Annotated in this window: 22 protein-coding genes and 1 tRNA gene; 8 read left to right on the top strand and 15 right to left on the bottom strand. The window is 68.3% G+C overall.

The features are described from left to right. The first annotated feature begins 10 nt into the window (after positions 1-10). Positions 11-1,363, top strand: coding sequence for a sensor histidine kinase (locus GGR43_RS02125; RefSeq protein WP_188070272.1), 1,353 nt, complete (start codon positions 11-13; stop codon positions 1,361-1,363). 162 nt (positions 1,364-1,525) lie between these two features. Here the strand turns inward: GGR43_RS02125 and GGR43_RS02120 are convergent, their stop codons facing one another. Then, entirely contained in the window at positions 1,526-2,191 is a 666-nt protein-coding gene (locus GGR43_RS02120) for a response regulator transcription factor (RefSeq protein WP_188070271.1), read from the bottom strand. A 98-nt stretch (positions 2,192-2,289) separates the two neighbouring features. Here GGR43_RS02120 and GGR43_RS02115 point away from each other — a divergent pair, with 98 nt between their 5' ends. The 5 genes from GGR43_RS02115 to GGR43_RS02095 are packed head-to-tail and all read left to right on the top strand — an operon-like array spanning position 2,290 to position 10,529. Beyond that, positions 2,290-2,739 (top strand): hypothetical protein, encoded by a 450-nt coding sequence (locus GGR43_RS02115; RefSeq protein WP_188070270.1) that lies wholly within the window; start codon positions 2,290-2,292, stop codon positions 2,737-2,739. Between the two features lie 56 nt (positions 2,740-2,795). Then, positions 2,796-4,928: an autotransporter assembly complex protein TamA gene (locus GGR43_RS02110; protein ID WP_246343269.1), complete on the top strand. Its 2,133-nt coding sequence runs from the start codon at positions 2,796-2,798 to the stop codon at positions 4,926-4,928. Beyond that, on the top strand, positions 4,928-9,178 hold the full coding sequence (locus tag GGR43_RS02105) for a translocation/assembly module TamB domain-containing protein (protein WP_188070268.1): 4,251 nt from the start codon (positions 4,928-4,930) through the stop codon (positions 9,176-9,178). Before GGR43_RS02110 ends, GGR43_RS02105 begins: the two co-directional genes overlap by 1 nt. Continuing rightward, a complete protein-coding gene (locus GGR43_RS02100; protein ID WP_188070267.1) occupies positions 9,178-9,408 on the top strand; it encodes a hypothetical protein in 231 nt (76 codons plus the stop codon). Before GGR43_RS02105 ends, GGR43_RS02100 begins: the two co-directional genes overlap by 1 nt. Continuing rightward, positions 9,405-10,529 carry a YihY/virulence factor BrkB family protein gene (locus tag GGR43_RS02095; protein ID WP_188070266.1) on the top strand — a complete coding sequence of 375 codons (1,125 nt, stop codon included), beginning with the start codon at positions 9,405-9,407 and terminating at the stop codon, positions 10,527-10,529. The genes GGR43_RS02100 and GGR43_RS02095 overlap by 4 nt, the downstream gene beginning before the upstream one ends. Before the next feature lie 29 nt (positions 10,530-10,558). On the opposite strand, the gene GGR43_RS02090 is transcribed toward GGR43_RS02095, so the two are convergent. Continuing rightward, positions 10,559-11,701, bottom strand: a complete 1,143-nt coding sequence (locus GGR43_RS02090) for a helix-turn-helix transcriptional regulator (RefSeq protein WP_188070265.1) — start codon at positions 11,699-11,701, stop codon at positions 10,559-10,561. 206 nt (positions 11,702-11,907) lie between these two features. Between GGR43_RS02090 and GGR43_RS02085 the strand changes: the two genes are divergently transcribed. Continuing rightward, positions 11,908-12,837 (top strand): TauD/TfdA dioxygenase family protein, encoded by a 930-nt coding sequence (locus tag GGR43_RS02085; protein WP_188070264.1) that lies wholly within the window; start codon positions 11,908-11,910, stop codon positions 12,835-12,837. Between the two features lie 58 nt (positions 12,838-12,895). Here GGR43_RS02085 and GGR43_RS02080 read toward each other — a convergent pair whose 3' ends face one another. Continuing rightward, positions 12,896-13,312, bottom strand: coding sequence for a MerR family transcriptional regulator (locus GGR43_RS02080; protein WP_188070263.1), 417 nt, complete (start codon positions 13,310-13,312; stop codon positions 12,896-12,898). Between the two features lie 63 nt (positions 13,313-13,375). Here GGR43_RS02080 and GGR43_RS02075 point away from each other — a divergent pair, with 63 nt between their 5' ends. After that, positions 13,376-14,026 (top strand): cation efflux transmembrane domain-containing protein, encoded by a 651-nt coding sequence (locus GGR43_RS02075; protein ID WP_188070262.1) that lies wholly within the window; start codon positions 13,376-13,378, stop codon positions 14,024-14,026. A 118-nt stretch (positions 14,027-14,144) separates the two neighbouring features. Here the strand turns inward: GGR43_RS02075 and GGR43_RS02070 are convergent. The 12 genes from GGR43_RS02070 to GGR43_RS02015 form a co-directional block, all read right to left on the bottom strand. Further along, positions 14,145-14,220: transfer RNA gene (locus GGR43_RS02070), tRNA-Phe, on the bottom strand. 53 nt (positions 14,221-14,273) lie between these two features. Then, the gene (locus GGR43_RS02065) at positions 14,274-14,477 is read right to left on the bottom strand and encodes a DNA gyrase inhibitor YacG (protein ID WP_188070261.1); all 204 of its coding nucleotides are present in this window, start codon (positions 14,475-14,477) and stop codon (positions 14,274-14,276) included. Continuing rightward, a complete protein-coding gene (locus tag GGR43_RS02060; protein ID WP_246343268.1) occupies positions 14,467-15,495 on the bottom strand; it encodes a ribonuclease in 1,029 nt (342 codons plus the stop codon). The genes GGR43_RS02065 and GGR43_RS02060 overlap by 11 nt, the downstream gene beginning before the upstream one ends. After that, a complete protein-coding gene (locus GGR43_RS02055) occupies positions 15,492-16,079 on the bottom strand; it encodes a Maf family protein (RefSeq protein WP_188070260.1) in 588 nt (195 codons plus the stop codon). Before GGR43_RS02055 ends, GGR43_RS02060 begins: the two co-directional genes overlap by 4 nt. Before the next feature lie 14 nt (positions 16,080-16,093). Continuing rightward, complete coding sequence (gene infA / locus GGR43_RS02050) at positions 16,094-16,312, bottom strand: translation initiation factor IF-1 (protein ID WP_109808521.1); 219 nt, start codon at positions 16,310-16,312, stop codon at positions 16,094-16,096. A gap of 94 nt (positions 16,313-16,406) precedes the next feature. After that, positions 16,407-17,726 carry an adenosylmethionine--8-amino-7-oxononanoate transaminase gene (locus tag GGR43_RS02045; RefSeq protein WP_188070259.1) on the bottom strand — a complete coding sequence of 440 codons (1,320 nt, stop codon included), beginning with the start codon at positions 17,724-17,726 and terminating at the stop codon, positions 16,407-16,409. After that, the gene (gene bioD / locus GGR43_RS02040; RefSeq protein WP_188070258.1) at positions 17,723-18,364 is read right to left on the bottom strand and encodes a dethiobiotin synthase; all 642 of its coding nucleotides are present in this window, start codon (positions 18,362-18,364) and stop codon (positions 17,723-17,725) included. The genes GGR43_RS02045 and bioD overlap by 4 nt, the downstream gene beginning before the upstream one ends. Continuing rightward, positions 18,361-19,506: an 8-amino-7-oxononanoate synthase gene (locus tag GGR43_RS02035; RefSeq protein ID WP_188070257.1), complete on the bottom strand. Its 1,146-nt coding sequence runs from the start codon at positions 19,504-19,506 to the stop codon at positions 18,361-18,363. The genes bioD and GGR43_RS02035 overlap by 4 nt, the downstream gene beginning before the upstream one ends. Before the next feature lie 117 nt (positions 19,507-19,623). Further along, positions 19,624-21,753, bottom strand: coding sequence for a sodium-translocating pyrophosphatase (locus tag GGR43_RS02030; RefSeq protein ID WP_188070256.1), 2,130 nt, complete (start codon positions 21,751-21,753; stop codon positions 19,624-19,626). Between the two features lie 282 nt (positions 21,754-22,035). Further along, the gene (thiL, locus tag GGR43_RS02025) at positions 22,036-23,007 is read right to left on the bottom strand and encodes a thiamine-phosphate kinase (protein ID WP_188070255.1); all 972 of its coding nucleotides are present in this window, start codon (positions 23,005-23,007) and stop codon (positions 22,036-22,038) included. Positions 23,008-23,009: 2 nt separating this feature from the next. Beyond that, on the bottom strand, positions 23,010-23,456 hold the full coding sequence (gene nusB / locus GGR43_RS02020) for a transcription antitermination factor NusB (RefSeq protein WP_188070254.1): 447 nt from the start codon (positions 23,454-23,456) through the stop codon (positions 23,010-23,012). Between the two features lie 5 nt (positions 23,457-23,461). Next, positions 23,462-23,995 (bottom strand): DUF1993 domain-containing protein, encoded by a 534-nt coding sequence (locus GGR43_RS02015; RefSeq protein WP_188070253.1) that lies wholly within the window; start codon positions 23,993-23,995, stop codon positions 23,462-23,464. Positions 23,996-23,997 lie beyond the last annotated feature (2 nt).

Below are 23,997 nucleotides of genomic sequence, written 5' to 3'. Positions count from 1 at the left end.
GAGTCGGCAGATGAGGTTTTTTCCGCAATCGATACGCGCGCGCCTGATGCTCGCCGGTCTGCTTTTCACCGGCATCGCGTTGCTGCTCGCCAGCCTTTCCATCGGCAAGGTGCTGGACGGCTTCGTGCGGCGCGGGCTGGACGAGCGGCTCGATACCCAGATAGCGCTGCTCGCGCGCAGCGTGCGCGCCGATGGCAGCATCGATCGCGCCGCGTTGCAGGAAATCGGCCCCTTCACCCAGCACCGGCGCGGCTGGGGCTGGCGGATAGACGCCCCCGGCGGCAGCTATACCTCGCGCGAGATCATTCCCCCCCGTCTGGGCCATGCGCATGCCGACAGAAAGCCGGAGCGCGGAGCCTCCGAAGGGCGCGGCAGGACGGAAGGCTTCGCCCGTCCCCGCACCAGCCAGGGCGAGGGGCTGTATGTGCGATCGCTGGAAAAGCGGACCGGCGGCGGGACGGTGCGTATCACGGTATCCGCGCCGCGCGCGCTGTTCGTCCGCTTGCGGTACGCCGCGATATGGCCGGTGCTGCTGCTGCTCGCCGCGCTGAGCCTCGCGCTGCTGGTCGCGACGCTGTTGCAGTTGCAGATCGGCCTGCGCCCGCTGGAGCGCCTGCGCCAGTCGCTGGCCGAGGTGCGGTCGGGCGAGCGTGACCGCATCCCGGCCGATCAGCCGGCGGAGCTTTCCTCCGTGGTGGGCGAGCTGAACGGACTGCTCGACGAAAATGAGGCGGCGCTGATGCGGGCGCGAGGGCATGTCGCCAACCTCGCCCACAGCCTCAAGACGCCGCTGGCGACCCTCGGCGTCCGGCTGGCCGAGCCGGGCCGCGATCCCGATGGCCAGCTCGGCGCGCTGGTGGCGCAGATCGACGGCGCCATCCGGCACCATCTGGGCCGTGCCCGCGCCGCCTCCCCCGGCGCGCCGGGCCAGCCCGCGGTGCCGCTCGCAGGGGCGGTGCAGGATCTGTTGCAGGCGCTGGGGCGGATCTATGCGGAAAAGAACATCGCCGCCGATATGCGGATCGAGCCGGACCTCGCCGTCAAATGCGATCCGCAGGACCTTGCCGAAATGCTGGGCAACCTGCTCGACAATGCATGGAAATGGGGAAGTTCGCGCATCCTCGTCAGCGCGCGGGCCGAAGGCAAGATGCGGCGCATCGCGATCGAGGACGACGGGCCGGGCCTTTCCGAGGAGGCGCGGGCGCAGGCGCTGGTGCCCGGACGGCGGCTCGACGAGCGGGAGGACGGCCACGGCTTCGGCTTGCCCATCGCCCGCGAACTGGCGGAACTGCATGGCGGCGCGCTGGAGCTGGGGGTGTCGGCGCTGGGCGGGCTGAGGATCGACCTGCTGCTGCCGGGCTAGGGCGGATCGACATTCCGCTCATACGGGCCTGCGAACCGCGCTATCCTGCGCTTCGGTGCTCACGACCTTCAGGTCGCTGCGCTTCGATGCTCGAAGAGCACGCTTCTCGGCTCCACCTGAACGCAATCTCGACCCCCCCCCAGTGTCAATGGCGGGCTGGAATCAACCGGCCGGGCAGCTCAGGCTGTAGCCCCGGCCCCGGATGGTCTGGATCATCTCCGTGCCGATCTTGCGGCGCAGCCGCCCGACGATCACCTCCAGCGAATTGGAATCGACGTCGGCATCATATTCGTAAACCCGGTCGATCAGCTCGCGCCGTTCGACCACCATGTCTTTCCGCAGCATGAGGGTGGAGAGCACCCGCCATTCGAAGGCGGTGAGGCGCAGCGGCAGACCGTCCAGCTCGAAATGGCCCAGCTGCGCATCGAAGACCAGCGGGCCGCAGCTGATGCGGGTCGACGCATGGCCGGTGGCGCGGCGCACCAGCGCACGCAGGCGCATCACCAGTTCCTGCACGCGGAAGGGCTTGATCAGATAATCGTCGGCGCCCGCCTTGAACCCCGCCACCTTTTCCGACCAGCCGTCGCGCGCGGTGAGGATCAGAACCGGCAGGTCATGCCCGCCCGACCGCCAGCCATGGAGCACGCTGAGGCCGTCGAGCTTGGGCAGGCCGAGGTCGAGAACGGCGGCGTCATAACGCTCCGTCGCGCCGAGATGCGCGCCGTCCTCGCCGTTATTGGCCACATCCACCGCGAAATTCTCCGCGCGCAGGGTGCGGGCGATATCGTCCGCGAGGCCCTGATCGTCCTCAACCAGCAATATGCGCATCTGTCACCTCCCGGCCGTTCCTCATGGCCATCGCCTTATAGGCGCGGTCGTTCAACCGAAACTGAACAGCCGTAGCGGTTGCAGGCATCGGGCGATTGATGATGGGCAGCCGGTCCGATGCGGCCGCGATCGATCCCCCGTCGAGCAAGAGGAAGAACGGGCCCTTCGCCCCTGCCTGCCCGGCGCCGCCGGAACCAGAGATGCCTTTCCGTGTTCATGTTTCAGACATGAATATCGGAATTCCAGTTCCGGCCTTTCATCCTGTCTATACAGGAACCGATGCAACGGCCGACGCGGGCGCGGAGTTCCCGGTTGAAAGGGAAAGGGCGGACGGCCTGTCCGGCGGCGGAGAGAAGAAGGGATGGTGGTGGAAGGGCAGGTTTTTCCGATACCAAGGTGCGGATCGGCCGGTTCCGGTCGGGGCGGGGTGGCGGTATCCCCGGTTGAATGACGGAAAGCCGCTGATACGGGCCGGTGGGACCGTGCGGGCAGAAGAAAAAGGGGTGTGGGATTGGCGTATTATTCTGTCATTCGGCATCGGCAGGTGATGGGCCAACGGGCGGGCATATCGTCGGGCGTTTCCCTAATGGTGATGGCGGTGGCCATGGGGCTGCCTTCGCCGCTCCTTGCGCAGACCGGAGCCGATGTCTCCACCGGTGCCTCCGGACCTGCGCATGTCGGTCAGGACGGAGCCGGGGCGCAGGATCCGGCGGCGCAGGAGCCGATCATCTCCGACGAGGAATTCGACAGCAGCATTCCCCCGATCGACGCCGATCCCGATGCGCCGATGGGCAGCGTGGCCGACTGGGAGGCGCAGGCACGGGCCGCCGAGCCGCTGGGCGAGCCGCCCGCGATCGATCCCGAAATCGACCGGCCGCTGACCCCGCTTCAGGCCTTCGACGTCGAGGCCTTCGACGAAAGCCGCTATACCGAGGCCGACGACGGCGGATCGGCGGAGGTGCGCTATGGCTATCGCTTGGAGGGGCTGGACAACCTTTCCGGCGAGGACGAGGTGGCGCCCGTCGGCGCCAGCGACGTGAAAGCCCTGTTTCGCAGCCTTTCCGCGCTTGAGGAAGGCAAGGGCAAGGCCGCCAACGGCGCGATGATCAATGCGCGCCTGCAATCGGACCAGACGCTGCTGGCGGATATATTGTCGGGGCAGGGCTTTTTCGACGCGACGGTGCAGGGCAGCCTGGAACTGCCGGAGCAGGCTGCAGACGGAGCGCAGCAGGGGGAAATCGCCGTGCTGCTCCAGGCGACGCCGGGGCCGCGCTACCGGCTGGGCGCGATCCGCTTCGACGCGCCGCCGGTGACGCCGCCCGACCTCATCGAAAAAGCCTTCGCGCCCAAGAGCGGCGAGCCGATCGTCGCCGACCGGATATTGGGCGCGGAGGCCAATATCGCGGTGAAGCTGCCGGAAAACGGCTATCCCTTCGTCGAGGTGGGGGAGCGCGACATCCTGCTCGACGCCGCGACGCGAACCGGCGATTACACGCTGCCGGTAACGCCCGGCCCGCGCAGCCGCTTCGGCGATATCGTCATCAGCGGCGACAAGGCGGTGTTCGAGCCCGACCATATCGCGACCATCGCGCGCTTCGAAAAGGGCGAGCCCTATGACAGCCGCAAGGTCGACGATCTGCGGCGGGCGCTGGTGGCGACGGGGCTGTTCTCCACCGTGGCGATCGCGCCGCAGCAGACCGGGATAGCGAGCGGCGACGACACCCAATATGCGAACCTCGTCGTCAATCAGGAGGCGGGGCCGCCGCGCACGCTCGCCGGGCAGGCGGGCTATGCGACCGGACAGGGCATCAAGCTGGAGGGAAGCTGGACGCATCGCAACCTCTTCCCGCCCGAAGGCGCGCTGATCGGCTCCGCCACGCTGGGCACGCAGGAACAGGGGCTGGGGGGCACCTTCCGGCGGTCCAATGCGGGCAGGCGCGACCGCACGGTCGAATTGTCGCTGAGCGCCAACCACAGCGATTTCGACGCTTATGAGGCCTATACCGGCAGGCTCGCGGGCCGCATTTCCTATGACAGCACCCCGATCTGGCAGAAGCGGTTCACCTACAGCTACGGTTTCGAGCTGATCGGCACGAACGAGCAGGATTATGACTTCGCGTCGGGGGAAAGGCGGCGGCGGACCTTCTCGCTCATCGCGCTGCCGGGACAGGTGACGTTCGACACCTCCAATTCGCTGCTCGATCCCACCAAGGGCTTCCGCCTCACCGCGAAGCTCTCGCCGGAGGCCTCGCTGGGCAGCGGCGCGCAGGCCTATGCCCGCACGCTGCTGGAAGGCACCGGCTATTATTCGGTTTCGGACGGCATCGTCCTTGCAGGCCGCGCGCGGGTGGGCATGATCGGCGGGGCGGATCGCGCGCAGATCGCGCCCTCGCGGCGCTTCTATGCGGGCGGCGGCGGATCGGTGCGCGGCTTCGGCTTTCAGGAACTCGGTCCCAAGGATCCGGACAACAACCCCATAGGCGGGCGCAGCCTCGTCGAGGCGGCGGCGGAGGTGCGCTATCGCTTCGGCAATTACGGCGTCGTGGGCTTCGTCGACGGCGGGCAGGTCTATACCGAATCCCTGCCGCGCTTCACCGACTGGCGCTTCGGCGTCGGCATCGGCGGACGCTTCTACACCAATTTCGGGCCGATGCGGCTGGACGTCGCCACGCCGATCGACCGGCGGCCGGGTGAATCGCGCATTTCCGTCTATATCTCGATCGGGCAGGCCTTCTGATGGCGCAGCAGAGCGACATAACCGACACCGCGCCCGGCGCCCCGGCTTCCTCCGGCACGGAGGGGCGGCGCCCTTCATGGGGACGGCGCATCGGCATCGCGCTGCTGTCGCTGCTGGCCCTGCTCGTCGTGCTGGCCGTGGGCGGCTATGCCTGGCTCGGCACCGACAGCGGCCGCCGCTTCGTCGCGCGACAGGTGGAGGCGCTGAGCTTCGAAAACGGGATGAAGATCGGCATCGGCCGGATCGACGGGTCGATCTTCGGCAAGATGCGGGTCAGCGACCTCGCCCTCCGCGACCCGAAGGGCGTGTTCCTGACCGTGCCGCAACTCGACCTCGACTGGCGGCCGCTGGCCTATCTCGGCAATCATCTCGACGTGCGCTCGCTGCTCGTGCCCGCCGCGCGTCTTCACCGCGCGCCGCAGTTCAGGGAGACGCCGCCCAGCGAGGGTCCGCTGCTGCCCGATCTCGACATCGACGTGAACCGGCTGGAAATCGGCAGGCTCCAGATCGACCCGCCCTTCACCGGCCGGCGCCATCTGCTCGCCTTCGCGGGCAGGGTGCATATCGCCGACCGGCGCGCGCAGATCACCGCCGACGGCAAGGCGCTCGCCGCGCCGGGCGTGGCGGGCGGCGATACGCTGAAGCTGGTGCTGGATGCGGTGCCGGAGAGCAACCGGCTCGATATCGACATGCGCGTCCATGCGCCCGCCAAGGGCCTCGTCGCCGGGTTCACGGGCGTGGAGCAGGCGCTGGACCTCGGCATCGCGGGCAAGGGCGACTGGAAGAAATGGGACGGCCGCCTGTCCGGCACCATGGGCGCGGAAAGGCTCGCCGATGTGGCGCTGGCCGCGCGGGACGGCAGCTTCGCGGCAAAGGGCCCGATCCGCCCCGGCCTGTTCCTGACCGGCCCCGGCCGGGGGATGCTGGAGCCCGTCACCCTGCTCGACGTGACGGCAAGGGCGGAGGAGCGGCGCATCCAGCTGAAAGGCGGCGCGTCAAGCGACAATTTCACCTTCGGCGCGGACGGCCTCGTGGATCTGGGCGAAAGCAGCATGAAGGACCTCGCGCTGGATTTCCGCCTGCTCAAGCCGAGCGTGATCGCGGAAAATCTGCGCGGCGCGGATATCGCCGCGCGGGCGACCCTCAACGGCGCCTTCGCCGCGCCGCGCATCGCCTATGGGCTGACCGCGCGGCAGATCGGTTTCGGCGCGACCAATGTGGAGGGCCTCGCCGTTTCGGGCAGCGCCGCGCTCGACAAGGAGCAATGGCGCATCCCGGTCGAGGGCCGCGCCCGGCGCATCACCGGCGTCAATGCGAGCATGGAGCCGCTGCTGACCAATGTGCGGCTGGACGGCGACTTCGCCTATGCCAACGGGCGGCTGATGTCCGACAATATGAAGCTGCGCACCGACCGGATCGACGCGACGGCGGTGATCGTCGCCGACCTCAATCGCGCACTCTACACCGGCGCGTTCAACGGCCGGGTGAACGGCTATAGGGTCGAGAGCGTCGGCATCTTCAACGTGCGGACCGACATGGACCTCAAGACCGGCGCGAACGGCGCGTTCCGGCTGGGCGGGCGGGTGACCGCGCGCTCGACGCGGCTGCTCAACGACGGCCTCCAGACATTCCTCGGCGGCAATGCGCTGATTGTCGCCGATGTCGGCTATGACAGCAACGGCGTCGCCACGCTGGACCGCCTGCAGGTGGCCGCGCCGTCCTTCCGCGTGACGCGGGGGCAGGGGCGCTACGGTGCGGACGGATCGGTTCGCTTCACCGCGCGCGCCAGCTCCGACCAATATGGTCCGCTCGGCGTCGATGTGACGGGCAGCGCCGACCGCCCGCTCGTCCGGCTGGCCGCGCCCCGGCCGGGCGTCGGCATCGGCCTTGCCGATGTGACGGCGACGATCCGGGGCGAGAACGGAACCTATTTCGTCACCGGGCAGGGCAACAGCGATTACGGCCCGGTGCGCGCCAATATCGCCGCCATCACCGGGCGCGGGCCGCTGACCATCGACGTGCGCCCCGGCACCAGCTTTTCCGGCGTCGCCCTGACGGGCCGGATGACCCAGAGCGCGGCCGGTCCCTTCGCCGGAACGCTGCTGGCGAGCGGATCCGGCATCGATGGGCAGGTGCGGCTTTCCGATGCGGGCGGCAACCAGCGCGCGCTCGTCGACGCGACGGCGACGCAGGCGCGGCTCGAAGGGCCGGTGGGCCTCACCATCGACCGCGCGATCGTCAAGGCGGACGCGACGCTGGCGCAGCAGCCGCAGATCGTCGGCAATGTCCAGGTGGCGGGGCTGCGCATGGGCGAATTCTACCTTGCGGGCGCCCGCAGCGATATCGTCTACCGCGGCGGGCGCGGGCAGGCGAAGTTGCTGGCGGAGGGGCGCACGCGCTATCCCTTCCGCCTCGCCGCCAATGCGCTGTTCGATCCGCAGCTCTGGCGCGTCGCGCTGAACGGTCGGCTGAACGGCGTGGATATCGCCACGCGCGAGCCGATGCGGATCGTGGTCGGCAAGGGCGGCTATACCTTGCAGCCCTCCACCCTGTCGGTGGGTGGCGGGGCGCTGCAACTGGCGGGCCGCTACGGCAGCGGGACGGACCTCAAGGCCCGGCTCAGCGACGTCAATCTGGCCCTGCTCAATCCGTTCATGCCGGGGCTGGGCCTTGGCGGCAAGGCGACCGGCAGCCTCGATTTCGCGCAGGCCTCCCCCGCCGCCTTCCCGACCGCCGACGCGCGGCTGAAGATCGACAATTTCACCCGCACCAGCCTTGCCGCCGTTTCGGAGCCGGTCGATATCGATCTGGTCGGGCGGCTGTCGGCCGAGGGCGGCAGCGCCAGTTCCATCATCCGGCGGCGCGGCGCGGCGATCGGCCGGATGCAGGTGCATCTGCGCCCGCTGCCCGCCGGTGCGGGAAGCTGGTCCACGCGCCTGATGGCGGCACCGCTTTCCGGCGGGGTGCGCTATAACGGCCCGGCCGACGTGCTCTTCTCGCTGGCGGCGCTGGCGGACCAGAGCCTGAAGGGGCCGATCGGCCTCGCCGCCGATTTCGGCGGGCATGTGAGTGCGCCGCAACTGACCGGCGTGGTGCGCGCGAACCGGCTGACCTATGAAAACGCGGTCTACGGCACGAAGCTGACGAACATGCAGCTGAGCGGCCGGTTTACCAACGACCGGCTTCAGGTCGAAAGCCTGACCGCCCGCGCGGGCGCGGGAACGGTGAGCGCGAGCGGCTTCGTCTCCCTCAACGCGGAGCAGGGCTATCCGATGCAGCTCGGCATCAATCTCGACAAGGCGCAGGTCGCGCAGGGGCAGGATATGTCCGCGCAGGCGTCCGGCACCATCGAGATCGTCAACGGCGCGGGCCAGCCGCCGACGATCAGGGGGCGGATCAGCCTGCCCGAAACCCATTACCGGATCGCCTATCAGGGCAGCACGCAGGTCGCCACGCTGACCGGCGTGCGGCGCAAGCCCGCGCTGGGGCGAGAACGGATCAGCGGCGCGCCGGAACCGATGCAGACGGTGCCGTCCAACTGGAACCTCGACGTGCGGGTGGTGGCGGACAACAAGATCTACGTCACCGGCATGGGGCTCAATTCCGAGTGGGCCGCCGATATCCGCATGACCGGCACGAGCCGCGCGCCGAAGATCGCCGGCGGCGTGCGGCTGGTGCGCGGCACGCTGGGCTTTGCCGGGCACAGCTTCGACCTGCAACAGGGGCGGCTCACCTTCAGCGGCGGCGACATGACCGACCCCACCCTCAACATCGTGGCGGAGGGAGAGGTCGAGGATGTCACCATTACCATTGCGATCACGGGCACCGGCTCCAACCCGGAAATCACGCTCAGCTCCACGCCCGAACTGCCGCAGGACGAACTGATGGCGCGCATATTGTTCGGCAATTCGGTCGGCGAGCTGAGCCCGATGCAGGCGGTGCAGCTGGCCGCGTCGCTCAACAGCCTGCGCGGCGGCAAGGGCGGCCTCAACCCGCTGTCCGTGCTGCAATCGGCGAGCGGGATCGACCGGCTGCGCCTGCTCGGCGCGGATGAGGAAACGGGGCGCGGCACCTCCGTCGCCGTCGGACAGTATATCAGCAACGACATCTATGTGGAGATCGTCACCGATGCGCGCGGCTATACCGCGACCCAGCTCGAAATCGCGCTGTCGAAGGCGCTGTCGGTGCTGAGCGAGGTCGGCAGCTTCGGCGGGTCCAGCGTCAACCTCCGCTACCGGAAGGATTATTGATGCGCCGGGCGTCCTTCCTGCTGCCGCTGTCCTTCGCGCTTCCCGCGCTGCTGCTGGCGTCCTGCAAGGGGGAGGCCGATTTCGACGAACGCTATCAGCGCAAGGCGGAGGATCTGGAGGCGGCGGCGAATTCCATGCAGCAGGAACTGGAAAACCGCATGGCGGCCCGCAACCGGATCGAGGCGGCGACCGGCCGCGCCATGCCGGAGGATAACGGGATGCAGCCATGAACGATACAGGCCATGACGAGGCCCAAGGTGGGGCGCAGGGCCAGGCGATCGCCTATGATGGCGAGAGGACGCCCCTGACGGGTGCGGAAATCGCCCGTCTTGAGGAAACCGTGCCCGGCGCGACGGGGGCTTCCCCCGCCGCCTTCCCGCTCCGCGCCTGGTGGGCGATCGTCAAGCGCGTCTATGTGATGGTGGATTTCCACAATCTCAGCCTGCTGGCGGCCGGGGTCGCCTTCTTCGCCTTCCTCGCCTTCGTGCCGCTGATCGCCTCGGTCGTGCTGCTCTACGGCCTTGTCGGCGATCCGCAGACGGTGGCGCAGAGCGTCGACCTGCTCGACGGCTTCGTCCCGCCGGAGGTGCTCGGCATCCTGTCCGAGCAATTGCTCGCCATCGTGAACAGCAACAAGACCGCGCAGGGCTTCGGCCTGCTTATCGCGCTGCTGGTGTCCATCTACGGCGCGATGCGCGCCGCCACCGCGATGATCGGGGCGCTCAACGTCATTTATGAAGAGCATGAGACGCGCAACATCTTCCGTAAGACGGCGGTGGCGGCGGCCATCACCTTCGGCATGGTGCTGGTGGCGGTGATCGGGATCATCGCGATGTCGCTCTTCACCTATGTCACCCGGTTCCTCTCGCCCTATATCGGCGGCGCGGCGACCTTGCTGGTGCAGATCGCGACATGGGCGATGGCGGGCGCGCTGGTCAGCCTGACCTTCGCCATTTTCTTCCGCTTCGCGCCGGACAGGCGGGCGGCCAAATGGCGGTGGCTGTCGGTCGGGTCGCTGCTGTCGACGGTCCTCTGGACGAGCATAACCGTCGGCTTCGGCTTTTATGTCGCCAATTTCACCAATTACAACGCGACCTATGGATCGCTCGCGGCGGTGGTGATCTTCCTGATGTGGCTGTTCCTGTCCTCGTTCGCGGTACTGATCGGGGCGGAGGTGAACAGCGAGATGGAGCGGCAGACGATGGTGGATTCCACCGTCGGCCCCGACCGCCCGATCGGCCAGCGCGGCGCGGTGATGGCGGACAGCATCGCGGTGGACGGCGCGAGCCGCGCACTGCTGGAAAAGAAGCGCAACCGGGAAGCGGCCCGGCTGCGCGACCGGATATCCTGAGGAGACGATGATTCCGGGGAGGAGCCCTCTCAGGCCAGCCGGGCGAGGCTGGTGAGGAGAAGCCGCACGAGGTCCACCTGTCTCGAAACGCCCAGCTTGGCATAGATGGGCTTGGAATAGCTGCGGATCGTATTTTCGCTGAGGCCAAGGTCGCCCGCGAGCTGCATCATCGTCCGCCCGCGCGAAAGGCCCAGCGCGATGTCCGCCTCGACCGGGCTCAGGTCGTACATCTCGTTAAGCGCGCTGCGCATTTCCTCCTCGCGGCCCATCAGCGGCCGGTCGCGGTGCAGATACAGGACGGCGGCCGGGCGGATCGCCGCATGCGGCGAGGCGGCGAGGAAGGGCTGCACCAGCATCTCGACCCGCTCGTCGCCGACATGGAATATGATGGCCTTCGAACGCTGGCCGCAGGCGGCCGTCCGCAACGCGTCGGCCATGCGCTGTTGCAGGTGGATTTCGCTGAAAAGGAGGCGGCCGCCGACAATCGCGACCGCGCCCCCGGCATTTTCCAGCAGCGCCTGGGCAACCGGCTCCATGCCCAATATGCGGCCGTCCTGGGAGACGGTGACCGCAGCCAGCTCGAAACGGGAGGAGATGAAGCTGCCCAGCGCCGCCCTCACCCGGTAGCGATCGGTCTGCGCGAAATTGCGCAGCGCCACCCCGAGATGGGGCAAAAGGGCATCGAACAGCGACTGGTCCGCCGTGGAATAGTCGGGAACGCTCTTTCGGCGCGCCACGGTGAACCATGCCTGATAGCCGCCTTCCTCCGCCAGCCGCGCGATGAGGATCGCGCGCAGCCCGGCAGGCTCCAGAAAATGGCGGTAATAGCTGCGCTTGAGGGGATGATCGGCATCGACCAGTTCGGGCAGCCTGTAGGAGCGGCCGATGGCCATCCCGCGATCGCTCGACAGGAAGGAGGAGGGGGTGTCGGAATAGCGTTGCCGCGCCGCCAATATGTCGGGGTCGCCCTGCGCGAGGTCGGCGAGGACGGACTTCCCGTCGGGCTGGCGGAACACGATATTGGCATAGCTGGACTGCAACGCGGTGCTGATCTGGCTAAGGAATGTCGCCCAGGGCGGCTGCTCCGTCGCCCCCTGGTGCAGGCTCAGGATCAGGTCCTCATGCGAGACGGCGCGCGGGGCCGGCTCCTCTATGGTGGAAGCGGGAACCATGATGAGCAGAAGAGCCGCGCCGCATCCGAAAGACAAGCCTCGTCAAACATCCCGCGCAGATCGTCACATCCCTGATCCGATGGGCCATGCCGGTTCGTGAACCGTCATCGATCGGCATCAAACCCCCAAATGTGGGCTGTAGAGGCGATCGGCGCGCGGCAGAAGGGTGATGACAGCAGCCAGAGTCTGCGGAGAGGAGAGCTTCCATGGTTTATGCAATTGCACCGCTTCAGGACGGATTGGGTTTCGGCAAGCAGGTCACGGGCCTTGCTCCGTCCGATATCGAGGATGAGGCAGTCCGCCGGGAACTGCGCCACCATTGGCTTCAGGACGGCCTGCTCGTCTTCCGCGACAGCGAGGTGACGCCGGAATTCCAGATCGACCTCAGCCGCGTCTTCGGCGAGCTGGAGGTCCACCCGATCCCGGAACTGGTGACGGACGGCACGCCGGAGCTTATCACGCTGGTGTCGGACCAGAACAGGGAAGGGCTGTTCGAAATCGACGGCAAGCCCTCGATCGCGTTCCTGCCCTGGCATTCGGACCTCGTCTTTACCGACCGCATCAACCATGGCGGCGTCCTGACCGCGAAGCAGATATCGTCCTGGGGCGGGGAAACCGGCTTCATCGATCAGGTGCAGGCATACGACCTGCTGCCCGACGATCTGAAGACCGAGATCGAAGGGCTCGATATCGTGTACCAGCTCTGCGTCAATCCCGGCTATTCCCGCTATGGCACCAGGAGCAAGGTCCGCACCCTTCGCACGAGCGACTTCGAGAAATCGGTGGGGCCGCGTCTGGACACGGACTATCCTCCCGTCGTCCATCCGGTTGTCTTCACCCAGCCCGACACGGGGCGCAAGGTGCTCAACATCTCTCCCTTCGGCGCGCTCCATATTCTGGGCCGCGATGATGAGGCGGGCCATGCGCTGCTGCAGCGGCTCGTCGATCATCTGGTGTCCTGCCCGGCCTATCATCACAGCTGGAAGCCGAATGAAATGCTGGCGTGGGACAATTGGCGCATGGCCCATTCCGTGAGCGGCGCCGCCCCCGACGAGGTGCGCATCATGCAGCGCACGACGATCATGGGCGATTATGGTCTTGGCCGGAAGCTCTCCGCGCTTCAGGCGGTGGCGTAGGGGTTATGCGGCGCGGCTGAATCCGTTGAGGGTTTTGGGCATGTCTGCCCTATCGCTGCTACTCCGGCCGTTGCTTTCCTTCCCGCGTGTCGGGCGCCAGCGCTTCGATGATCCGGCAATCGGCGATGGTCGGGCCCTCGCAGCATTCCAGCCTGCGGACGAGTTCGGCGCGGAGCGCGCCAAGATCGGCAAGCTTGCGGTCGATCTCCGCGATGTTGGCGGCTGTGATCGCATTGACCTCCGCACAGGGCGCATCGCGGTCGTCGGCGAGCTTCATTAGCTTGCGCACCTGATCGAGCGTGAAGCCAAGGTCGCGCGACCGGCGGATGAAGGACAGCCGGTTGAGATGCGCCTGCTCGTAGATGCGATAATTGCCGCCGCTTCGGCCGGGCGCGGGAAGCAGCCCTTCCTTCTCGTAGAAACGGATGGTTTCGACGCGCGTGTGCGTGCGCTTTGCCAGATCGCCGATTTTCATGCTTGACCCTATAGTGGCTTCAGGGTGCATAGGTCCATGCCTATCGAGGAGAAGGGCCGGAATATGGCGGACGACTGCTGCTCCAGGAAGAGCGGGATGCTCACGGAACTGGCGCGCAGGAAGGAGCAGCGCCGCGTCCTCGTCACCGTCATGCTGATCAATATGGCGATGTTCGCCACGGAGTTCGGCGGCGGCGTGATCGCCCGGTCGTCGGCGCTGATGGCCGATTCCGTCGACATGCTGGGCGACGCGTTCGTCTATGCGCTCAGCCTCTATGCGCTGCATCGCGGCGCGCGCTGGGAAGCCGCCGCCGCGATCGTCAAGGGCGGCATCATTCTCCTCTTCGGCATCGCGATCATTGCCGAGATCGCCGACAAGATCGCGAACGGCGTGCCGCCTTCTTCCGGCCTGATGCTGGCCTTCGGCGGGATCGCGCTGGCCGCCAATCTCGCCTGCCTCGCTTTGCTGTGGCGGTTCCGCACGGCCAATGTGAACATGTCGAGCACCTTCGAATGCTCACGCAACGACGTCGCCTCCAATATCGGCGTGCTGATCGCCGCCGGCCTTGTCGGCATGACGGGATCCGCCTGGCCGGACATCGCCGTGGGCGCCCTTATCGCGATCCTCTTCCTGCGATCGGCATTCCGGGTCCTTTCGGAAGCCGTCCCCGCCTGGCGGCAGGCGCGCGGCCATTCGCCCAAGCTGTCGGAATAGATTGCCATGCATCGCTTGATCGCGGCCGAAGCCGCTTCGCAACAGTGGAGATCGGCGGCTTTCCTTGAAGGTCAGTCAGGAAAGCCTTGGCCGGTATGGGATCAAACTTTTCGAAATATGGTGCCCGGGGGCGGGATCGAACCACCGACACTGCGATTTTCAGTCGCATGCTCTACCAACTGAGCTACCCGGGCATCCTCGCCTCAGGCAGAAGCGCCCGCGCGGATGAGAGAGGGGCCTATAAGCATCAACCGTCCTCTCTGTCCAGCCCATAATCGCTGCTTTTTTGCAGTTCGTCCTCTTCGGTCGAGCGACCCGCGATCTTGTAATCTTCCCCGAACCAGCCGAGCAGGTCGCGGTCGCGGCAGCCCCGGCTGCAAAAAGGGGAGAATTCCGTGCTGCGGGGCGCCTTGCAGACCGGGCAGCGCTTTTCCTTCTTCCTATCCGGCATGGCCTTGCTCCAGAGAGAGGGTGGGATCGGCGGCCAGCGTCACCGCGCCGCCGCGCCGCTTTTCGAGGCGCGCCACCCAGTCGGGGCCGCGGCGGATCCGCTCGATCACCGCCGGATTCGCGGTCAGCGTCACCGCGCCGCCGCCGGTGCCATGGCCGCCGGTCCAGCGCTCCGCCTGCCGCAGCAGCGCCATCGCCGCCGTCAGCGCCGGGTCGTCGCGCAGCAGCTCGATCAGCGAGGCGCGCTCGCGCCGCCGGATGATCTGGATGAAGCCGAAACCGTTGACGGCGGTGCGCTCGAACGGCTGGGGCAGATATTTGTCGATCTGCGCGGCGGCGATGTTGCGCTCTTCCTTGTTGTTCATCGTCGGCAGGTCGATGCCGATCGATCCGGTGAGGCCCATCGCGCGGATCGCCTGCGCGGCGAGCTTCGCGCCCTTGGGGCCGAGCTGCGCGGGCGGCAGGCTGCCGTCCACGTCGATCAGCACCATCGCGGGCGTCGGGAAGATGCGCAGGGCGGCGGCCTCCGTCCCCACCTCGCCGCGCATCGCCGCGTCGAGCAGTTCGCCCCAGCCATGCGCCTCCAGATGATCCTCCTCATGCGCCGGGCAGGGGATGACGGGAATGTCGGTCGCGCGGATGCGTTGCAGCAGGCTCGGCCCCGGATGCGCCTTCTGCCCCGGCAGTGCCGCGCGGGCGGTGGCCAGCTTGTCGCGGCGCTCGCCGTCCAGCCCCGCCTCGCCCAGCGCCTCGCGGCGGATCTCGACCAGCACCGTGCCGCCCTCGGCCAGACGCGGCGGCAGCGGCTCCAGCAGCGCTTCCTCGCCCGAATGGAGGCGCACTATGCCCCGCTTCTTCGGCACCAGCGTGCGGACGAGGCGGCCCTGCGCCACCGCGCCCGCGAGCACGCGCTCGCTCTCGCGCTCGATCTGCGCCTCCAGGATGCGGCCATGGGCGACCAGCGCGGCGCGGCATTCGCCGATGCCTTCCTCGTACAGCCATTGCATCTGGGTCGTCATAGCGGATATCCGGCGGCCATCAGCAGCGCCCTCGTTTCGTAAAGCGGCAGGCCGACCACACCCGAATGGCTGCCCTGAAGCGCCCGGATGAGGCCCGCCGCGCGGCCTTGTATCGCATAGCCGCCCGCCTTGCCATGCCATTCGCCGCTGGCGGCATAGGCGTCGATCTCGGACGGGTGCAGCCGCTTGAAGGTGACGATGCTGTCCGACAGGCGATGGCGCGGCTGCCCCTGCGCATCGACCAGCGTGAGCGCGGAAAGGACATGATGGCGGCGGCCCGAAAGCAGTTCCAGACAGCGCCGCGCGGTCGCCTCATCCTCCGCCTTGGGCAGGATGCGCCGCCCGCAGGCGACCACCGTGTCGCCGGCCAGCACCAGCGCGCCGGGGTGGCGGGCGGCGACGGCGGCGGCCTTCTCGCGAGCCATGCGCGCGGCATAATCGCGCGGCAATTCGGCCTTGAGCGGGCTTTCGTCGATGTCGGCGGGGTCGATGAGGTCGGCGCTCACGCCGATCTGGGCGAGCAGGTCCGCCCGGCGCGGCGAAGCCGAGGCCAGGATCAGCGGAGGACGGGAAGCGGGGCGCATGGGCGCGCCTGTCCTTATTTGAAGCGGTAGGTGATGCGACCCTTGGTCAGGTCATAGGGGGTCAGCTCGACGAGCACCTCGTCGCCCACCAGTACGCGAATGCGGTTCTTGCGCATCTTGCCGGCGGTGTGGCCCAATATTTCATGGTCGTTTTCAAGGCGGACGCGGAACATCGCATTGGGGAGCAGCTCCACCACCGTGCCGCGCATTTCGAGCAGTTCTTCTTTTGCCATATAGTCCTGAAATCCTGAGAATTGGCGCCGCCATAACGCCAAAACGCGAAAAAGGGAAGCGATGAGCGCCGTCTGCTATTGCGTCCTTGTGGAGCTATGCGCCGAAGCGCTCCCCGGCCTCGCCGATGGCGGCGAAAATCCGGTCGAACTGGGCGGCGTCGGTGCAATAGGGCGCCAGCACGTAGATGGTGTTGCCGAGCGGCCGCAGCAACAGGCCGCGCTCCAGAAAAAAGGCGCGCAAGCCGGGCGCGGCCTCGGAAAGATAGCCCGCGCCCCCGCCCACCTTCAGGTCGAGCGCGGCGATGGTGCCGAGGCGGCGGACGTTTTCGAATGCGGGATGGGCGGCAAGGGCGGCGACGTGCGCCTCCAGCCCCGCGCCGATGGCGGCGAGGCGGGCGGCCATGTCCTCGCTTTCCCAGATCGCGATATTGGCGGCGGCGGCGGCGCAGGCGATCGGGTTGGCGGTGAAGCTGGACGAATGGAAGAACATGTCCGCCCGGTCGCGCGAAAGGTGCGCGTCGAATATCTTCGCCCGGCACAAGGTCGCGGCGAGCGGCACGCTGCCCCCGGTCAGCCCCTTGGCGGTGCAGAGGATATCGGGCACGACGCCCGCCTGCTGGCAGGCGAACAGCGTGCCGGTGCGGCCCCAGCCGGTCATCACCTCGTCGGCGATGAACAGCACCTCATGCGCGGCGCAGATCTGCGCCATGGCGCGCAGCGTTGCGGGGCCGTAGAAGAGCATGCCGCCCGACCCCAGCACCAGCGGCTCGACGAGGAGGGCGGCGGGCTTTTCCGGCGCGCGGCAGGCGGCCTCCAGCGCGTCGAGCGTCGCCTGCTCCCGCCCGGCGGAGGGGTAAGGAATGCTCGTCACGTCGAACAGCAGCGGCGCATAGGCGTGGTTGAACACGCCGCGCGCGCCCACCGACATGGTGCCGATGGTGTCGCCATGATAGCTGTGCTCCATCACGACGATGCGATGGCGCGCCTCGCTCTCCCCGGAACGCCGGGCGCGGTGGTGCCAATAGCCCAGCGCCATCTTCAGCGCGACCTCGACGCAGGTGGAGCCGCTGTCGGAGAAGAACATATGCGCCAGCGGATCGGGCGAGGGCAGATGCGCGTCGGTCAGGCGGAGGAGGCCGCGCGCGACCCGCTCGGCCGGTTCATGGGTGAAGCCGGCGAAGATCAGCTGGTCCAGCCGCTCCGCCTGATCGCGGATGGCGGTGACGATCGGCGGGTGGCAATGACCATGGGTTACCACCCACCAGCTCGAAATGCCGTCGATCAGTGCCCGGCCGTCGCGGCAGTGGAGCAGCGATCCTTGTGCGCTCTCGACCAGCGGACATTCCTCGCCGAGCCCGTGCTGGGTGAACGGGTGCCAGATGGGAGAAGGTGCGCCAGAGGACGGGGGGCTCATGCGAGCAGCGCCTCTATCGCGGCGAGGTCGATATGGGCCTCGATGGCGGCATGCAGGCAGGCGGCGTCGAGCGAGGCGAGGCGCGGCAGGCGGCCGAGCGAGCGGATACCGGAAAGCTGCGGGATGATGCGCTCATTCTCGGCATGCGGATCGCCGGAAAAGAGGATGCCGCCGATGGGAATGCCGCGCGCCCGCAGCGCCTCGATGCTGAGCAGGCTGTGGTTGATCGTGCCGAGACCGGTGCGGGCGACGAGGATCACCGGCCTGCCCCAGCGCGCGAACAGGTCGATGGCGAGCGCCCGTTCATTGAGCGGCACCATCAGCCCGCCCGCGCCCTCGACGATCAGCGGCGCGTCGGTTTCGGGCAGGGAGAGGCGGTCGAGGTCGATCTCCACCCCCTCCAGCCGCGCCGACAGATGCGGCGAGGCCGGCTCGCGCAGCAGATAGGCTTCGGGCAGGAAGCGGTCGGCGGGCAGGCCGGTCAGCGCGCGGACGGTCGCCGTGTCGGTGGCGGGCGTGGTGCCGGACTGGACGGGCTTCCAATAATGCGCGCCGGGCAGGCAGAGCGTCAGCCCGGCCGCGACCACCGTCTTGCCCGCGTCGGTATCGGTGCCGGTGACGACCAGCGCGCGGGTCATGCGGCCTGTCCCTGCATCAGCGGCACCAGCGTCGCGGCGAGCGCCGCTATGTCGCGCGCGGTGAGGTTGCGGGTGATCGACAGGCGCAGGCGGCTGGTGCCCGGCGGCACGGTCGGCGGGCGGATGCCGCGTACGTCGAAGCCCGCCTGCTGGCACGCCGCCGCTATCTCCATCGTGCGGGCGTCCTCGCCGACGATGACGGGAAGGATCTGCGATTCGGGCAGCGGCAGGCCCAGCGGCGCGCAGATCGCCTCCGCCGCCGCCGCGATCAGCGCGCGCAGCTCCTCCCGCAACGCCTCGCCGCCCGCGCCTGCGATCCGGTCGAGCGCCGCGCCCACCGCCACCGCCATCAGCGGCGAGGGCGCGGTCGAGAAGATGAAGGGCCGCGCCTTGTTCACCAGCATGTCGATCAGCAGCCGCGGCGCGCAGACCAGCGCGCCCTCGACGCCCAGTCCCTTGCCGCAGGTGTGCAGCGTGACGAGGTTTTCCGCGCCTTCCAGATGCCCCGCTAGGCCGCGCCCGTCCACGCCGAACACGCCGGTCGCATGCGCTTCGTCCAGCAGCATCAGCGCGTCGTGCCGCGCGGCGATGGCGGCGAGGTCGTCCACCGGCGCGCGGTCGCCGTCCATCGAATAAAGCGCCTCCGCGACGATCCACGGCGTGCCGGTGCCGCCCTTGGCGCGCCAGTCGGCGATCGCATCCCCGAACGCCTGCGCGTCGTTATGGCGGACGAACACCGCCCGCGCCTTCGACTGGCGGATGCCGTCATGCATGCTGGCATGGGCGAGTTCGTCCGCGACGATCAGGTCGCCGTTGCGGGGCAGGGCGGAGAGGATCGCGAGGTTGGCGGCGAAGCCGTTCGCCATGTAGAGCGCGGCCTCCGCGCCGAAAAAACCGGCGGCCTTGGCTTCCAATGCCTCATGCTCCGCCGCGTTGCCGCGCAGCAGGCGCGATCCGCCCGATCCCGCCGGCACGCCCCGGCCCAGCGCCTCGCTGATCGCCAGCGCGATCGCCGGATCGGCGGCGAGCGCCAGATAATCGTTGGACGAGAAATCCACGCCCGCGCGCGGCAGAAGCCGCCGCCGCCGCGCTCGCGCATCCAGCGCGGCGATCTGGCGGGCATAGGGGGCGAGGGGAGACATGGCGGGGCTTATAGCAAGGTCGGGACAAAACGAAACCCGGCGACTCGATGGAGCCGCCGGGCCGAAAGAAAGAGGAAGGGGCGCGAGGGAAAGCCCGCCGCGCCGCTTCCGCCGATATCAGACCGCGCCGTGCGCCAGCGCCGTCAGCAGCAGCAGCGCGACGATGTTGGTGATCTTGATCATCGGGTTCACCGCCGGGCCGGCCGTGTCCTTATAGGGATCGCCCACCGTGTCGCCGGTGACGGCCGCCTTGTGCGCCTCCGATCCCTTGCCGCCATGATGGCCGTCCTCGATATATTTCTTCGCATTGTCCCATGCGCCGCCCCCCGAAGTCATCGACAGCGCGACGAACAGGCCGGAGACGATGACGCCCAGCAGCAGCGCGCCGAGCGCCGCGAAGCCGTTGGCGGTGCCGCCGATCGCGCCGATGACGAAATAGACGACGATCGGCGCCAGCACCGGCAGCAGGCTGGGCAGGATCATCTCGCGGATCGCCGCCTTGGTGACGAGATCGACGGTGCGCGCATAATCCGGCTTCGACGTGCCCGCCATGATGCCGGGATTGTCGCGGAACTGGCCGCGAACCTCCTCGACCACCGCGCCGCCCGCGCGGCCCACCGCCGTCATGCCCATCGCGCCGAACAGATAGGGCAGCAGCGCGCCCAGCAGCAGGCCGACGATGACATAGGGGTTGGACAGGTTGAAATCCGGCGGTTCGACAAGGCCGAGGGCGCTGTTGAAATATTTGAGGTCCTCGGTGTAGCTGCCGAACAGCACCAGCGCGGCAAGGCCCGCCGAGCCGATGGCATAGCCCTTCGTCACCGCCTTGGTGGTGTTGCCCACCGCGTCGAGCGCGTCGGTGCGGGTGCGCACGTCATCTTCCAGCCCCGCCATTTCGGCGATGCCGCCCGCATTGTCCGTCACCGGGCCGTAGGCGTCCAAGGCCACCACCATGCCGGCCAGCGCCAGCATCGCGGTCGCGGCGAAGGCGATGCCGATCAGGCCAGCCAGTTGATAGGCGACGATGATGCCGACGCAGATCACCAGCGTCGGCAGCGCGGTCGCCTCCAGGCTCACCGCGAGGCCCTGGATGACGTTGGTGCCGTGGCCGGTTTCCGAGGCCTTGGCGATGCTGCGCACCGGGCGGTAGTTGGTGCCGGTATAATATTCGGTGATCCAGACGATCAGGCCGGTGACGGCGAGGCCCACCATCATCGACCAGAACAGCGCCCAGCCGGTATAGCCGCCCTGCCCGTCGAGGTCGGCGCCGAACACGGCGTTGAGGTCGCCGCCCAGCGTCACGTGAGTCACCGCGAGGATTGCGGGCACGGACAGGATCGCCGTGGTCCAGAAGCCCTTGTAGAGCGCGCCCATGATCGACTGGCTCGACCCCAGCCGCACCATATAGGTGCCGATGATCGAGGTGATGATGCACACCCCGCCGACCGCCAGCGGCAGCGACATCAGCTGCGACAGCTCGGCCGCGCCGACGCCCTTCACCAGCAGCGCGATCAGCACCATGGTCGCGCCGACCGTCACCACATAGGTTTCGAACAGGTCGGCGGCCATCCCTGCGCAGTCGCCGACATTGTCGCCGACATTGTCCGCGATCACCGCCGGGTTGCGCGGGTCGTCCTCCGGTATCCCGGCCTCGACCTTGCCGACGAGGTCCGCGCCCACGTCGGCCGCCTTGGTGAAGATGCCGCCGCCCAGACGGGCGAAGATGGAGATGAGGCTGGCGCCGAAGGCCAGCGCGACCAGACTGTCGATCACCGTCCGGTCGGACGGCGCGAGATCGGCCGGGCCGGTCAGATACCAGAAGAAGGTCGCGATCGCGAGCAGCGCGAGGCCCGCCACCAGCATGCCGGTGATCGCGCCCGCGCGGAACGCGACCGTCAGGCCCGATTGCAGCGATTGCCGCGCGGCCTCGGCGGTGCGGACGTTGGACCGCACCGAAATGTTCATGCCGATATAGCCCGCCGCGCCCGACAGGATCGCCCCCAGCACGAAGCCGATGGCGGAGGTGACGCCCAGGAAATAGAGCACCAGCACCGCCACGACCACGCCGACAATGCCGATCGTGCGATATTGGCGGCCCAGATAGGCCTGCGCGCCTTCCTGGATGGCGGCGGCGATGCCGCGCATGGTTTCGTTACCGGCGGGACTGGCAAGCACCTGCCTGCTGGTCAGCAATCCATAGAGTACGGCCAATATGCCGCACGCCATGGCGAATGTCGCGATTGTCATGAAAAAATCCTCTCCCCCGTTATGATCGTGATGGGTTCGGTCAGGAGGGGCCGCCCGGCACATGGCGGGCAGGACAGGGTCGCGCAAGCACGAAAGCAGGCGATGCCGCCTGCGGTGCCGGCGGGGTCGTCCCTCCTATAAGCGTTCAGCGTCTTTTCGGTCACAGGCTGGTCCTGACCTTGCTGATCTTTTGGGGCTGATCCTTTGGAGGAGGAACCTATCGGCAGCGCGCCGGGCGTCAAGCCGGTTTTGATTTCGCTTCGCTTTTGCGGTCAGTCCGGATCAACTGGCGCCATGTTCATAGCCGAGCCGTCCGGGCAGCGGCACGGGCGCGCCCGCATGGGTCAGCGTCAGGCCCGCAGGCCCTGCCTCGCATCGGCCGACCGCCGTGACGGCGATCCCCCGCGCGGCGGCGAGGGCGCGGATCGCGGCCTCTTCCTGCGGGCGGGCGGTGAACAGCAGCTGATAATCGTCGCCCGCCGTCGCGGCGGCGAGGCGGCCTTGCGCGTCCTCCCCACGGGCCGCGACAAGGGCGGGGGAGAGCGGCGTGCGCGCAAGGTCGATGGCGATGGCAAGGCCGCTCGCCTGCGCGATCCGGTTCGCGTCGATCAGCAGGCCGTCCGACACGTCCGCCATCGCCGAGACATGGGGCGCGAGCGCGGGCCCCAGCGCGACCGGGGGGCGGGGGCGGCGATAGGCTTCGATCAGGCGCGCGCGCGCCTCCTCCGGCGCGTCCGCCTGTCCCAGCAGCAGCGCGAGGCCCGCGCCCGCATCGCCCAGCGTGCCGGTGACGAACAGCAGGTCGCCCGCTCGCGCGCCGCTGCGCGCGGGCGCGCCGCAGGCGGGCGCCGCGCCGATCGCGGTCAGCCCCAGCGTGCGCGGGCCGCCATCGGGCATCCGCACCGTATCGCCGCCCAGCAGCGCCGCGCCGAAATGGCCGAGCGCCTCGCCCAGCCCGCGTGCAAATCCTTCGTTCCAGCCGGGATCGCCCGCCATGCCATAGCCGATCAGCGCGCCGAGCGGCGTCGCGCCCTTGGCGGCGAGGTCCGACATATTGACCGCGCACAGCTTCCACGCGACGCTTTCGGGCGGGTCGCCGGGCAGGAAATGCACGCCCTCGACCATCATGTCATGGGTGAGGACGAGGCCGCCCGCCGGGCGATCCAGCACCGCCGCGTCGTCCATCAGGCCGCGCGCGCCGGGGGCGGTGGCGAGGGTGCGCATCAGGGCGATGAAGGCGCCCTCCTCGCTCATGCTCAGGCGCGCACGTCCTTCGCCACCGCGTCGAGCAGGCCGTTGACGAAGCCCGCCTCGCGCTTGTCGTAGAACGCCTTGGCGACATCGACATATTCGCTGATGACGGTGCCGGTCGGCACGTCGATCCGCGCGATCAGCTCATAGGTGCCGGCGCGCAATATCTGCCGCATCGGGCGGTCGAGCCGGTCGAGCGACCAGCCTTTCGACAGGCGCGCGGAGATGCGCCCGTCAATCTCTTCCCGCCGCGCATCGACGCCGGAAACGACATCGTCGAAGAAGCTGACCTCCGCCTCGGCATAGGTCACGTCCTCGATCGTCGCGCCGAGCCGGTGGTTGTGGAACTCCGTCAGCAGCACCGGCAGCGGCGTTCCCTCCATCTCTTTCTGATAGAGGGCCTGCACGGCGGCCAGCCGCGCGGCGGAGCGGGATCGGGAACGGTCGTTCATATGGGTCAATCGGCCTTGATGCGGACGGCGCCGAGGAAGTCGCGCTTGCCCAGTTCCACGCCCCTGGCGCGCAGAATGTCATAGGCGGTCGTCGCGTGGAAATAGAAATTGGGCTGGGCGAAGGACAGCAGGTAATTTTCCGCCGTGAACGGCATTTCGATGCCATGGGCGGGCACGGAAAAGCGCATGTCGCGGCCGATGAAGCCCTCCATCTCCTCCGCCGTCACCTGCTTGAGCCCGGCGATCGCCTCGTCGAGGATCGCCTTCAGGTCCGCGATGCTCGCGGGCGGGGTCGCGGGGGGCACGGGCGAGAAGACGCCCGCGCGCGCGCCCTTGATCGCGCCGAAGCTGTGATTGGCGACCGAGGCGATCTGGAAGGTGAGCGGGAACATGTCGTCGGCGAGGCGGGCGTTCAATATCTCGCTTTCCGCAACGCCCTTTTCCGTGCACCAGCCTTCGGCCTTGTCCAGCAGGCCGCGCACCGCCTGCGCGATCTGAAGCCAGGACGGAACCAGCGCGTCATAAAGGGAAATGGGCATGA

Source organism: Sphingobium jiangsuense, from assembly GCF_014196495.1.
Taxonomy (GTDB): domain Bacteria; phylum Pseudomonadota; class Alphaproteobacteria; order Sphingomonadales; family Sphingomonadaceae; genus Sphingobium; species Sphingobium jiangsuense.
The sequence above is the reverse complement of the archived record's forward strand: the minus strand, read 5'-3'. Positions and strand labels throughout refer to the sequence as shown.